This is a genomic window from Paenibacillus sp. FSL E2-0190, assembly GCF_037992965.1.
Lineage (GTDB): Bacteria > Bacillota > Bacilli > Paenibacillales > Paenibacillaceae > Paenibacillus_AQ > Paenibacillus_AQ odorifer.
Genome location: NZ_CP150306.1, coordinates 4,367,607 through 4,381,453 on the forward strand (window position 1 = coordinate 4,367,607; position 13,847 = coordinate 4,381,453).

Below are 13,847 nucleotides of genomic sequence, written 5' to 3' on the forward strand. Positions count from 1 at the left end.
GGGGTTGTAGAGTTTTTTTTGGATAAATAAATTTCAGAATTAGAAGGAAATAATCCCCGAGGTATGGAGTAACACTAGGAACACTAGGATCGGCGCCACATAACGGAGCATAAACAGCCAAACACGGAACCAGCGCGCCTGTAGTCCAGCGGCTTCCGCTGCACCTTTCCAGAAATAACCGGCGAAGATGGTAATCAGCAGACCTCCAAGCGGCAGCATAATGTTAGAGGTGATAAAATCCAGCCCATCAAATAGAGATTTGCCACCAATCGTTAGCTCCGGGAACATCCCCAGTGACATCGCTAAAGGAATACTAAGAAGGAAACAGATCAGCGTCAAAATCCAAACCGAACGTTTCCGGCTCCAATTCCAGCGCTCCATTGTGAAGGATACAGGCACTTCAAGCAGCGATACAGCTGAGGTTAGAGCAGCAATCGCCAGCAAGATAAAGAACAAACCGCCGAAGAGCGCACCAAAAGGCATAGCCGAGAAAGCGGCTGGCAAAGCGATAAAAATCAGCGAAGGCCCCTGATCAGGAGCAATACCAAATGAGAACGTCGTCGGAAAAATAATCAAGCCTGCGATAAACGCGTATAACAAATCTCCTGCACCGATTGCGATTGCAGCGGTACCCAGCGATTGTTTTTTATCAACATAAGATCCGTAAGTCAGGAGAATCCCCATCCCGAGCGATAATGAAAAGAAGGCATGTCCCAATGCAACTAGCGCAGATTCCGCTGTCAACACTGAAAAGTCCGGTTTTAGGAAAAAAGATACCCCTGCGGATGCACCCGGTAAGGTTACTGCGCGAATCATTAACACTACAAGGAGTACGACCATACCAGGAATTAATACTTTGTTAAATTTCTCAATCCCGCCTGATACGCCAAGGATGACTACACCCGCCGTAATCAGAATGGCTATCCCCTGCCAAACGATCGGCATATATCCAGAGACAAACGAATTGAATTCGCCTGCATAATCAGTAGTGCTGAATAGTTGTCCATTAAAAGCAATCATCGAATAGTTCAGCGTCCAGCCAGCAACAATAATATAAAAGGAGAGAATTAGAAACGGCGCAAGTACCTGCAACATTCCAGCTGCAAACCAACTCTTCCCGCCTCCAGCCCGCATAAAAGAGGTCGCCGCGCTACCACGCCCGCTGCGTCCGATAGCCAGTTCTGCCAACAGCACCGGTAACCCTATCAGCACTAAACAGACGATGAAAAGCAGGAAAAAAGCTGCCCCCCCATTTTCTCCTGTAATATAAGGAAACTTCCACATATTCCCTAGCCCAACCGAGCTGCCGATGGCGGCAAAAATAAAGCCCGCGGAAGAGAAGCGTTCCTCCTTCTCCGAGAGAAGATTTTTGTTACCCTTCATTTGATTCATTATAACGCCCCGTTTTCTTTTTTAGACCTCATTATAGCTTAAGTAACAAAGCACGTCATATGGAAATTTTCTGACTATTTTTATAACCACTCGAATTCTCTGTTTGTAAACGCTTATATTATTTATTCAGCTCTTGAATCTCATTATATCCACTAATGTCGTGCCTCATTGCTTCAATGAAACGGATTGTCTAAATCCTGACAATATTTTTAACAAAAAAGGCTCCCACTAAGGGAGCCTTTTCTAAACATTATTTGCGGACAGAGAGAATGAACCTCTCAAGCTTAGCTGTATCGGTTATGCTCCGATTACATTCCTGATTATCCAGACATACGTATTGACCCACAGCAGAAATATTATCCGGCGAAACGTTCACATTCTTGGTCTTAACATAAAAGAATGCAAGCTCTTGATGCCGATTGCAGAACATGCAGTACCCTTTTTTGTGCGTTGGTGTGATTCTACCCTCAATACCAATGAACTGTCCTTCGCACGGATAGATAATGAATAATTTATTACTGGCAATATCTATCCAACTCAAATACGTTATGTTGCGATAGTCGATGAGTTGTAGATCAGGTACTTTCAGTTTCTTATTCTTAGGGAATAGCTTCTGAATCTGCTTCAGCGTAATCGTCGGATATGACTCTAGGTATGGTTCTAATTCACTAAGATATCTCTGGAAATCTTCTGCAGTTTCGAAGGTCGATATTTGTTCCAGCATCTGCTTGTGATTCTCCGTAAGAGAAGGAAATGCCTCAATAATGTTCGTAGCAGCACTATATCTTACAGTCTCCAAGACTCTACGATCCGCAACGGTTCGCAGGGTATGCAGAACAAATTTCGTTTGTTTCTTAATTAAGTTATATTGATGGTTTCTAATAAATGGTGTACACATCGCTTTTCAGCCCCTTATTTATATTAAAAGTTCATAAGGTGCAAAGCCCATTTATAGAAACGATAAAATTAAGTTGGGCGATATATCCATCCATCGCACCTCACGCAAAGTATCGCCCTATATTAGGCTTTGCGTGAGGAACTTCTAGCTAATGGGCATTTCAACATTAGCACTGTACCACCTCCGAGCATATTTCATGCCAAAAGTATAGCACCGTATTTTAGAAGGCGCAATTCATCTCGGGTTGCCTCAATAAACAACCTTAATCGCTGCATTAAGCTCATCAGATACAATCCGTACTCGGACCTCTTTCACGATGTCTTGGCCGTTTTGTACAATAACTGGCGTTAACAGGGAGTAACCGGCTGTCCGTATTAATGTCATGTCAAACTCCAGCAGCAATTGTCCTTGTTCAACACGGTCTCCGGTTTTTACGTGAGCAGTGAACCCTTCACCTTTTAGAGATACCGTATTCATTCCGACATGAATTAGAATCTGAATTCCGGATTCATGCTCAAGAATAAGCGCATGCTTACTCTTTTCCATGATATGCGCGATCGTTCCAGAAAATGGTGCTGTTACTTTCCCTTCGATAGGATCAACTGCGAACCCATCCCCCATCGCTCTGCTGGAAAAGGCTTCGTCTTCAACCTCATCTAGCGAATGGAGTATGCCTTGAATTGGAGAATTAATCTCCAGTATATGTTCTGCTCCTGCCTTCTTTTTAAATCCAAACATAGTATATCCTCCGCATATTTAGATTTTCAACAATTAGAACCTAGGTACTGGTACGCTGCAATAAGGCTCTATTATCGGCTTCAAACACAATTCCCGCCACTTCTCTTGCTGCATCCAACACCTTCATAACTGAATGGCTATAGTCTAATAATTCATAACAAGCCTTTAGATCATTTTCATTGTATATTTTTATAAATGCCATCAGCTCATAGTATATTTTATGATCCGTTATTTGAGCATTCAGCTCCACTTGCTGATCATCGATATGAATCCTTATCTTTCGGCAACCATTTGCCCCATGTTCAACATGGAGATATCCCTGCTCACCTTGTACAAGTACAAAGTTCATACTTTTTGTATCTTTACAACCAACACACTGGGCGATGAAATGATCATACTTTAATACCAATATGCCTGATGTATCAATCCCGTTTATGTGCTTGTTAGCAGTGTAATTGACCGACAGAGGTGATCCAAATACATTCATCACAAAATGCAAATTGTAAATATTTATATCTGCCAGCGCACCACCCGAAAAAGCTGGATTAAATACATTCGGTGTTGTCCCGTTAAGTAGATCATTGTATCTACTGGAGTATTGGCTGTAACTGCACTGGATAAACTTGATTTGCCCAAGCTTCTTTATATTTTCCTTTACTAAGTTGTAATTGGGTAAGTGAATGGTAGTAATGGCTTCAAATAACAACCGCTGTTTTTCTTTTGCCAATCCCATCAGGTCTTCAAGTTCACGTACGTTCGATGTAAAAGGTTTCTCGCAAATGACATGTTTGTTCGAACAGAGGGCTTTAAAAGCATGTTCATAGTGATAACTATTGGGAGAAGCGATATAAATGCAATCAATGGATGGGTCCTTCAGCATTTCATTCAAATCTGTATATATATTTGGGATGCTGTACTTATCAGCAAACGGTCTCGCCGTGCTCTCTTTACGAGAATACATCGCAACGCAGGAAGCATCTTCAAATTCTTGTAGAGCGGAAAGAAAGGTATTAACAATACTTCCCGTCCCAATTGTGCCGATTCTCATCATTTCACTTGCTCTTCCAAATTCTCTCCGTTAGTCTGAATACAATTCTGATACCAATAAAAAGAGTCCTTTTTGTAACGCTGATTCGTTCCCTGTCCGCGGTCATCTCCGTCAACATAAATTACACCATAGCGTTTTTTCATTTCGATCGTGCCACAAGAAACAATATCAATAATTCCCCACATGGTATATCCGATCAATTCAACTCCGTCAATAATTGCCTCTTTCATTTGTTTAAAATGTTCCTTGAGATAGTCAATCCGGTAAGGATCATGAATCTTAGCTTCAGTGCATTCATCAAGAGCACCTATTCCATTTTCTGCAATGAAGATAGGGAGTTGATAACGATCATACATTTGGTTTAAGGATACCCGCAGACCAACCGGGTCGATTTGCCAGCCCCATTCACTGGCTTTGAGATACGGATTTTTATTGCCTGTAACCAGGTTTCCGCCCGTTCTTTCCCAATCTTTATCGGTTGTTGCCACCATGGACATATAGTAAGAGAAACTCAGGAAATCAACGGTGTGTTCCCGCAAAATATTGTCGTCACCAGCTTCTTTATGGATATTGATGTTGTTGTCATTAAGATAACGTTCCATATAAGCGGGATACTTGCCTCGTGCCATGATATCTGTATAGAAGTAGTTGGCATATTGTTCGTCTAAAATAGACTGCATTACATCTTCCGGCTTACACGTGGCCGGGTAAGTTGTGAACCGGGCAATCATACCGCCTACTTTAGAGCCTGGAATGATCTCGTGCGCCAGCTTAATGGTCAGGGCATTAGCTATAAATTGATGATGGAGACATTGGTAGATTGCAGACTCATAATCTTCTTCCTGGTCCTTAATCAAGCAGACGCCGTTATATGGGTTGAATTTTCCGGCATTAATCTCATTGAAGGGTAACCAAAAATCTACCCGTTCTCCTAGTCTCTTAAACAGTACCTCAGCGTAACGCAAGTAAAAATCGATTAATTTACGGTTTTTCCAGCCATCGTATTTTGTAACCAGATTAACAGGAATGTTATAATGCAGGATCGTTGCAAAGACCTTCATTCCTCTTTTATGGCATTCATCAAACAAATCTATATAAAACTGAATACCTGCCTCATTTGGCTCTGCATCATCACCATTCGGAAAGATCCGCGCCCAGTTGATGGATGTCCGAAAAATTTTTAATCCTAGTTCTTCCATCAATTTCAAATCCTCTTTATAATTGTGGTAAAAATCAATTCCCCTGCGAAAAGGGTAATGGGTCATATTCGTGTCCGTTAAAGCTTGCTTGAACCGCTCGCCTGTCATGTTGATGTTCCGATTATGGTCCCGCTCCTCTTTTGTCCAGTTACTGTCAAAATAACGTAAGTCTTGTGTATCCAGACCCTTTCCACCTACATTATAAGCTCCGTCCGCTTGGGATGCTGAAATAGCTCCGCCCCATAAGAAATTTTCCGGGAATCCTGTTTTCATTTTTTTATCCTCCAATCAATTCTTTACATTTTTCTATTTTTCAAAAAGGTCTAAGTAGAACCTTCATTCTAATCATATAAAGGTAAGAGGGGTTCCAACAATGTCAAAAGATCAAGAGAATATAACAAAAAGTAAGGTTAATATCCACAAATGATAAAAAGACTTGAATCGAGATAGACAGTGTCTTGATGATTCAAGCCTTTTTTATTAATTTTTTGATTTTTTCAACAGTACGGTTGTTAACACATAGGCCAGAACAAAACTGATAGCAGCTCCAATAATTGCGTAAATAATATTCATTGTATTATTCGGATCCGCAAAAATTGGTAACGTCAGTAAGCCGGTAGGAGCAAGCGCCAATCTTTTCACTCCCATTAGGCCAACAAATAATCCACCAATTCCTCCGGCAACCATCACTGCATAAAATGGCTTTTTCAGTTTTAGGTTAACTCCGTATATCGCAGGTTCCGTCACACCCAAAAGAGCTGTGAAGGCTGCAGAGTTAGCCAAAACTTTAAAATCCGGATCATTTTTGACTTGTCTTGCCACCGCAAAAGCTGCCGCTCCTTGTGCAACGTTGGCAACCAGGAAACCAGCGCCAATCATATCGAACCCATAGGATGTAATAGACTGAATTACAATGGGTATGGTAACTGCGTAATGCATGCCCAGCATGATAAATACCGGGCCGAAGATACCAAATATCAAAGGTAACACCCATAAGAGATGGTTATTTAAAAATTCGATTCCCAGTGCAACATAAGTGCCTACAATATTACCCAGCGGGGCTATAAAAATTAATGCAACAGGTGCCATCACAAGTAACGTTATTAACGGTTTCATAAAGAAGCGCACTGATTTTGGCGTTACCCGATCAGCAAACCGTTCAACATAAGAAGCTATCCAAATCACTAAAATAATGGGAATAACGGTGGAACCATAGGCTACTAAAGATACAGGCATACCTAGAAAGTGAACAGGCTCCTTGGCCGCTACCATAGCTATAAAACTCGGATGCAACAGCACGCCGCCTAATGATACAGCCATCATTGGATTCATCTTGAATTTGTTTGCTGCGGAGAATGCCAGCATAACAGGCAGGAAATAAAATGCCGCATCCGATACAAAGTTTAGTATGGCGTATGTCTGTGTTTCTTTGGACATAATATGGGTCATTGTTAAAATAATGAGGAGCGTTTTGAGCATCGCTGCCCCAGTGATTGCAGGTAATATGGGAGTAAAAATTCCTGAAATCGTACCAAGTAATCGCGAAATTACGGACTCCTTTTTTTCAGGAACATCTGAAACTACTTTCTTGGTCTCTTTGTGATCAGAAGTATTTTCGTTTAGTAAGGGAACAACCTCATTGTAAATTCGAACCACATCTTGTCCCACAATCACCTGAAATTGTCCGCCGCTGTTAACAACCCCGAGGATACCCGGTATCGCCTTAATTTTCTGTTGATCCGCTTTTTCTGAATCTTTAAGTGTGAATCGTAATCTTGTAGCGCAGTGCGTTAACTGATCGACATTTCCTCTTCCCCCAACCTCTTCTATTAAGGTATTTGCTGCGCCTTTATAATCCATTGTCTTTCCCCCTGTTCTTGATGTAATATCACTTTTCAATTTGTGAAAAAAGTATAACTAATGCTACAATTAAATTGTAGAACGATTTGGAAGCGGTAACAATAACATAAAGAAAGCTATACAATAACAAAAAGTAAGGTGAATGATATGGATTATAACCAATTAGAGCATTTTCTAAAATCATACACGGATAGTGAAAAAAAATACCTTACTCATCCGGATACAGTAAGCTCGATCTACGAAAAAATGAGTCAAGTCAATATAAGAGGTCACAAAGTCTATCGCCTCAAGCCATTAAGTGTAAATGAAACCGGAATCGTCATTAGCAAGGATTCCCGTTTTACAAGTGTGCCTCCTTACATTCATTCCAATGTTAATATGAATTACATTTATTCAGGGGAATGTACCTATGTGGTGGATGATAAAACCCTTACTTTAAGGGAGGGGGATGTTTGTATTTTTGATAAAGACGTAATACGTATGAAGAACAAGATCGGTGAGAATGATATCGTGATGAATATAAGTATGAGTGATAATTTTTTATCAACCAACTTCCTAAGCCGACTAGCTAGCCAAAGCATTGTCTCCAACTTAATTCTTTCCGCAATATCTAATAGCCAAAATCATGATAATTTCTTGATCTTCCGTACAAAAGCAAATCAAAAAATCAAACGTTTGTTTGCCGACCTACTTTGTGAGTATTATAATTTACGGATGTATTCATCCGAGATTATCAATTCTTATCTGGTGATTATATTTACAGAGCTGCTGCGCATTTATCAGGATGATTCTGTCTATCATAAAATTCAGTTATCCAATGATGCTTCAGGCAAAATTGTTGATATTCTGCGTTACATTGAAAAGGAATACCTGCAGTGCACATTAACGTCCTTGGCCCGACAATTTGGATACCATCCCAAATACCTTTCTTATCTTATCAAAGAAAAAACCGGAAAGAATTTCAAAGAGCTTCAAGTTTCTTTAAAATTAAAGTTAGCTTGTTACTACTTAGTTAATACCTCATTATCGATTCAAGACATTGCAGAAAAGGTTCAGATAAGCAATTTGAATTCGTTTTATCAAAAATTCAGATCTGCTTATGAGATGACACCCAAAGATTATCGCCAGGTTCATAGTTGACCCGGCCTCATACTAACATCATTTACATTACCACGCTTAATGCACTGCACTTAAGGATAGCGATCAGAAAACATCAGCACCATTTTGCATGCCATACCTACAAAAAAAAGGGAGCTACATGGACTAGTCCAGTAACTCCCTCTTTTTTGACTATTCTTTTACTGCTCCGACTACAATCCCTGTCACAAAATAACGTTGCAGGAATGGATAAACCAACAATATTGGTAGCGCACTTATGAAAATCTGTGAAGCCCGTATGGTTCGTTGAGACAAGTTAGCTACAGCTGACGGATCAAGCTTGGACATATCTGCCTGAACGATAATGGTCTGCATAAACGTCGCCAGTGGCAGCTTATCCGAATCTCTGATATAGATTATACCGTCAAAGTAAGAGTTCCAATGGCCCACCATCATGAATAGGGAAACTGTTGCAATGACTGGTAAGGAGACTGGTAAATATATTTTCAAAAAGGTCTTAAAATGTCCTGCTCCATCAATAAAGGCTGCTTCCTCAAGGTCCTTAGGTACACCACGGAAGAAGTTCAGCAGCAAAATGATGTTAAATACGGCTACCAATCCAGGTAGGATAAGTGCCATCAAAGAATTCATCAGCCCGAGCTTTAGAATCAGGATATATCCCGGAATCAGACCCCCACTGAACAGCATGGTTACGACAAAATACCAAAGATAGATATTACGCGCCCGGAAAACTCTAGTTTCCTTAGAAAGAGCATAGGCTGCAACCGTATTTACTACCAGTGCAAGTGCTGTTCCTAGTATTGTCCGCTCTACCGACACCCACAGGGATGTAAGAAAATTAGTGTTGTTAAAAGTTTTTGCATAGGCCTCCAAAGTGAAGCCAATTGGCCAAAAGGTGACCAACCCAGCATTGGCTGGGGCGGACGCACTAAGAGATACCATGAGTAAGTGATACAATGGCAGCAAGCAGAGCACCGAAAGGATAGTTAGGAGCACATTATTGAATATGCTAAATATTCGATATGGAAGGGTTTTATGGTACATTTGTTGTCATCCTTTCTAGAAAATTCTGTACCCTGCAAATCTATAGGCAAGTCGGTATGAAATAACGATTAGAATTAAACTAATTGCTGATTTAAAAAGATTAACTGCGGTCGCAAAGCTGAATTGTCCGCTGAGAAGACCTTCTCTATACACAAAGGTATCAATGATATCCCCTTGTTGATAGATCAAAGGACTATATAGGTTAAATACCTGGTCAAAGTTGGCGTTCAATACATTGCCCAGTGCCAAGGTCGCAATTACAATAGCAATTGGAATAAGTGCTGGTATGGTAATATACATCGTTTGCTTCCAGCGACCTGCCCCATCCACTTCAGCAGCTTCATAAAGTGATGGATTAATGCCGGATAGCGCAGCTAGGAAAATGATCGTGTTGAAACCAAATTCTTTCCAAACATCACTGGCTATGATGGTAAATCGGAACCAGTTGCCGTCCCCTAGAAAAAATATCGGTTTTATGCCGAAAACGGACGAAATAAACTGATTCACAATCCCTGTTTGAGCTAGGATATCGATCAGAATTCCTGAAAGGGTAACCCATGACAAGAAATGCGGTAGATAGACGAGTGTTTGAATCGATCTTTTAAGGCCCATATTCCTTACCTCATTAAGCAACAAGGCGAATATAAAAGGAATAATCAGGTTCAAAACAATTTTGGAGCAAGCAAAAAACAGTGTGTTCCAGGTAATTTGCAGGAAATAATCGTTCTCCCACATGTACCTAAAATGTTTAAGTCCGACCCATTCGGAATCAAAAAATCCTAATGCAGGCTTATAATCCTGAAATGCCATGAGTATTCCTGACATGGGGATATAAGAAAAAATAAAAACCATAATTGCCGCCGGTAATACCATGAAGTGGAGCACCCATGGTTGTTTATAGCCTTTTTTTCTTTTTCTTTTTATACTTGGTTTATTTTCCAGGCCTACCTGCTGTATTGAATTAGCCTCCATAGCTCTCTCCTGTTCCCAAAAAAAATATTTTGTGTGTGATGGGGATCTCTGCTATAAATAGTATCAGGCGTTTCTCAGGTTTGACTATATAACATTGTTAGGCTTGATATGGTTTTATTAGGACATCATCTGGAGGGTACATTTATGAATATTTGGAAGCGCTTTACATCCCTGAGAGAATTAACACAATCCCGGTTTAGTTTGTTTGCCAAAATAAACTGCCTGATCATACTCTTGTTCATCCCCATCATTATCATGTATACCTTTTCAAATAACGTCACATACGATGTTGTAAGCAAAGAGCTGCAGGTGTCCAATACGAAGCAGCTCACTTTTCTGTCCAGTCAAATTGATTCGCGTATTAATCAGATGATGGACTTCACCCTTATCCTTTCTAGAGATCCCAATGTCAGAGCCTTCAACGGATTAAACATTTGGGCTGATCGATATGATCAGATGCAGACCCGGTATGTCATTCAGGAAAAGATGGTGCTTCAATCTGGGGTTGCAGATATTTGGCCTGCCAGATATGCCGTACATTCACAGCAAAATAAAGATGTCATCTCCAACTACAATCGAGCATTTGGGTATGATGAGGATTACTTAAAAAGAAATATGAGTGGAAAATGGACGTATGGCGATCACAGCTTGGAATCTAAAGATGAGTTAAAATCCTTCTACTGGTTCTATACAGATTCCTTAGCTCAGCCGGGGATGTTGACGGGAAGCAACTTGGTGATTGAGGCCAGCTTCAGTTATGAGAATATTCAGAACATGCTGGATACGTACAAGGAAGGTGGACAAGGTGATCCTTTTCTCTATCATAAAGGGAACTCGCCAATTCTGAATCGCAGTGCGGACAAGCAGCTATCTGAAGAACTCATTCGTTACCTGGATAAACACTCACCTGAGAATACTACCCAGGATGTAGTCAAACTCAATGGCAAGAACTACCTGGTCAGCTCTGTGAAGTCCTCCTATTTGGATTGGAATTTAATAGATGTTGTCCCTCTATATCAAATCCTAAAACCCATTTCGCTCAGTCAGGATTTGTTCTATATCTCGATGATTTTGCTGTTTGTTATGGGAATTTCCGCTTCCATATTACTATACAGAAATGTTCAATATCCTATCAAAAAGCTAATTAAAGGCTTACGGCGCGTGCAGCGTGGAGATTATTCTGTACGTCTTCATAACGAGGGCCGGAACGAGTTTTCGTTTCTATTCCATCGCTTTAATGATATGTCCCATCAAATTCAAGACCTGATAGAGAATGTGTTCAATGAGAAAATCCGTGCCCGCGAAGCTACACTTAAGCAACTGCAGGCGCAAATCAATCCGCATTTTCTCTATAACTGCCTTGGTTATATTATCAATATGGCCCAAATGAAGGATGAGGACGCTGTCGTCTCCATGGCTTATAATTTAAGTGCTTACTACCGTTATACTACCCGAATGGAACGGGAAACCGCGTCACTGGATGAAGAAATCAAGCTGCTCGTCAACTATTTGGATATTCAAAAGCTGCGCAATGCCAGAATTGATTATCATATCGAAATCCCTGAGAACATGTTAAGCCAGTCTGTGCCACGTCTAATGCTACAACCTATTGTGGAGAATTCAGTCATTCACGGAGTGGCCAAATCGTATTCATCGGGTGAGATCAGCATTAGTGGTGAGATTTCGAACGGCTTCTGCAAGATCTACATTGATGACGACGGACCTGGCTTGAATCCGGAGCAGTTGGAAGCTTTGAATCGTAAAATGCAGGAGCCGTTGCAGGAAGAAATGGGCTGCGGGCTCTGGAATACGAATCAGCGGATCATGCACCTGTTCGGTAATCAATCCTGTCTAACCTTTAAACCATCCCCTCTTGGAGGTTTCCGAACAGAGATTATCTGGGAAATCCCTACGGAGGATGAATATTCTAAATTTAAGAATCATCAAGGAGAATAACAACATGCAAATGATTATAGTAGACGATGAAGCACACTGGGTAGATAATCTTGCCATGACTAAACCCTGGCATACGCTAGGCATTGAACAGGTGCATAAAGCGTATTCGGCACGTGAAGCGCTACAAATTATCGATACCAACCCTATTGATATTGTGATCTCGGATATCCAAATGCCCGAAATGACGGGAATTGAATTAATAGAGCGGATAAGAAAACGTGATAAAAAGATTAAATGTATTATTTTATCAGGCCATTCGGAGTTCGATTACGCCAAAAAAGCACTTCAGCATAATGCCGTCGATTACTTGCTTAAGCCACCTACCGATGATGAAATTATCGGTGCAGTCAAAACTGCCATCGAGCAATTGAACACAGAATGGGAACTTATCAGTTCGCTTAAAAGAACCCAGTTTACCCTTCGTGAGAATCTGCCGCTTTTACGTGGTCAACTGCTGCTTGATGCCTTGCAAGGTCATCAATTTCAAGCTGGCGAATGGGAACGGAAGCTCGTAACTTATGATTTGCCCTTCCATTCTGGCGATTGCGCTTTGATGCTTGTACGCATGGAAGAAGAATTTAGCCATTATAACAATAATGATCAAACCTTAATTGAATATGCCATCATCAATATGGCTGAAGAGATTATGGGTGAGTTTATGCAGGTCTGGGGCGTTAAAGAGGAACATGGATATCTTGTGTTTCTGCTTCAGCTTAAAGAGAAAGGATCCGACATCGGCAAAGAAACCATCCTAGAAAAGCTTTCTTTACAGCTTCAGTATAAGGTTAAGCAATTTCTGAAAGGTTCCCTGTCCATAGTAATCACCGAGTGGTTCCAGTTTCCCGAGAAGGTGTCGAGCCGTTTCCGTCAGGCTACAGCTTATTTCCGGCAGATCGTGGGAGACGAGCGCGAATTCGTAATGCGGGTCAGCGAATTTGAACCTTCCACTACCCAAGGACCTTTGGATGCCCTTTACACCCCGCCGACACTAATACACCTGCTTGAAAGTGGGCATTGGGATGCTGCGCAAGAGAAACTACTCGCTGTCTGCGCGGAGCTGGATGAGAAATGGTCTGAATCGTGGGAGCATTGCATGGAGGCCGGTTTTTTAATCACTGCATCCTTCACGAATCTCGCACACCGAAATGGGCATACTCTAGCTAACTTAGCGGGAGACGATCTCGGTTGGTTGCAAAGCGGTGAAGCGTTCTCGACCATCGGTAAACTTAGAAAATGGTCCCTGAGCATTCTGAGCAAATTGAAAGAGGGAACGTCTAACGAAATTAAAGACATGAGGTCTGAATATGTGAAAAAGATTCAAGATTTCACAGACAAAAACCTGCATTTAGATGTTTCATTACGGGTTCTGGCTGACCATGTAAACCTCCATCCGACTCATTTATCAAAAATTTATAAGATTGAAACGGGTGAAGGAATAAGCGATTATATCTCGCGCCTGCGCATGGATCGCGCCTGCCATAAGCTGAAGACTACCTCTAAAAAAGTCTATGAAATCAGCATGGAGATTGGCTATATGGACCCTGCTTATTTTATAAAAGTGTTCAAACGACAGTTCGGAGTAACGCCGCAGGAATATCGAGACAATAATAAATAGCATGAT

The 13,847-nt window shown here is 41.1% G+C and carries 11 protein-coding genes; 3 read left to right on the forward strand and 8 right to left on the reverse strand.

All coding sequences use genetic code 11. The annotated features are described in order from the left end of the window. Positions 1-39 precede the first annotated feature (39 nt). From NST25_RS19280 to NST25_RS19305, 6 genes are all read right to left on the reverse strand, one after another. Positions 40-1,392 carry a sodium-dependent transporter gene (locus tag NST25_RS19280; protein WP_076127152.1) on the reverse strand — a complete coding sequence of 451 codons (1,353 nt, stop codon included), beginning with the start codon at positions 1,390-1,392 and terminating at the stop codon, positions 40-42. Positions 1,393-1,642: 250 nt separating this feature from the next. Then, positions 1,643-2,290 carry a FusB/FusC family EF-G-binding protein gene (locus NST25_RS19285; RefSeq protein WP_076307702.1) on the reverse strand — a complete coding sequence of 216 codons (648 nt, stop codon included), beginning with the start codon at positions 2,288-2,290 and terminating at the stop codon, positions 1,643-1,645. Between the two features lie 249 nt (positions 2,291-2,539). Then, complete coding sequence (locus NST25_RS19290; RefSeq protein WP_340392245.1) at positions 2,540-3,028, reverse strand: PTS glucose transporter subunit IIA; 489 nt, start codon at positions 3,026-3,028, stop codon at positions 2,540-2,542. Positions 3,029-3,068: 40 nt separating this feature from the next. Then, the gene (locus NST25_RS19295; RefSeq protein WP_340394438.1) at positions 3,069-4,076 is read right to left on the reverse strand and encodes a Gfo/Idh/MocA family oxidoreductase; all 1,008 of its coding nucleotides are present in this window, start codon (positions 4,074-4,076) and stop codon (positions 3,069-3,071) included. Beyond that, on the reverse strand, positions 4,076-5,548 hold the full coding sequence (locus tag NST25_RS19300; RefSeq protein ID WP_340392247.1) for a family 1 glycosylhydrolase: 1,473 nt from the start codon (positions 5,546-5,548) through the stop codon (positions 4,076-4,078). The genes NST25_RS19295 and NST25_RS19300 overlap by 1 nt, the downstream gene beginning before the upstream one ends. A gap of 207 nt (positions 5,549-5,755) precedes the next feature. After that, positions 5,756-7,135: a PTS transporter subunit EIIC gene (locus NST25_RS19305; RefSeq protein WP_340392249.1), complete on the reverse strand. Its 1,380-nt coding sequence runs from the start codon at positions 7,133-7,135 to the stop codon at positions 5,756-5,758. Between the two features lie 147 nt (positions 7,136-7,282). Here NST25_RS19305 and NST25_RS19310 point away from each other — a divergent pair, with 147 nt between their 5' ends. Next, the gene (locus tag NST25_RS19310) at positions 7,283-8,275 is read left to right on the forward strand and encodes an AraC family transcriptional regulator (RefSeq protein WP_076201646.1); all 993 of its coding nucleotides are present in this window, start codon (positions 7,283-7,285) and stop codon (positions 8,273-8,275) included. Between the two features lie 150 nt (positions 8,276-8,425). Here the strand turns inward: NST25_RS19310 and NST25_RS19315 are convergent, their stop codons facing one another. Together NST25_RS19315 and NST25_RS19320 are read right to left on the reverse strand one after the other, a co-directional pair. Beyond that, entirely contained in the window at positions 8,426-9,298 is an 873-nt protein-coding gene (locus NST25_RS19315; protein ID WP_036688680.1) for a carbohydrate ABC transporter permease, read from the reverse strand. A 15-nt stretch (positions 9,299-9,313) separates the two neighbouring features. Beyond that, positions 9,314-10,270, reverse strand: a complete 957-nt coding sequence (locus NST25_RS19320; protein ID WP_036688682.1) for an ABC transporter permease subunit — start codon at positions 10,268-10,270, stop codon at positions 9,314-9,316. A 144-nt stretch (positions 10,271-10,414) separates the two neighbouring features. On the opposite strand from NST25_RS19320, the gene NST25_RS19325 reads away from it, so the two are divergent. Next, on the forward strand, positions 10,415-12,226 hold the full coding sequence (locus tag NST25_RS19325) for a sensor histidine kinase (RefSeq protein WP_036688684.1): 1,812 nt from the start codon (positions 10,415-10,417) through the stop codon (positions 12,224-12,226). A 4-nt stretch (positions 12,227-12,230) separates the two neighbouring features. Beyond that, positions 12,231-13,841, forward strand: a complete 1,611-nt coding sequence (locus NST25_RS19330) for a response regulator (RefSeq protein ID WP_340392251.1) — start codon at positions 12,231-12,233, stop codon at positions 13,839-13,841. Positions 13,842-13,847: the final 6 nt, after the last annotated feature.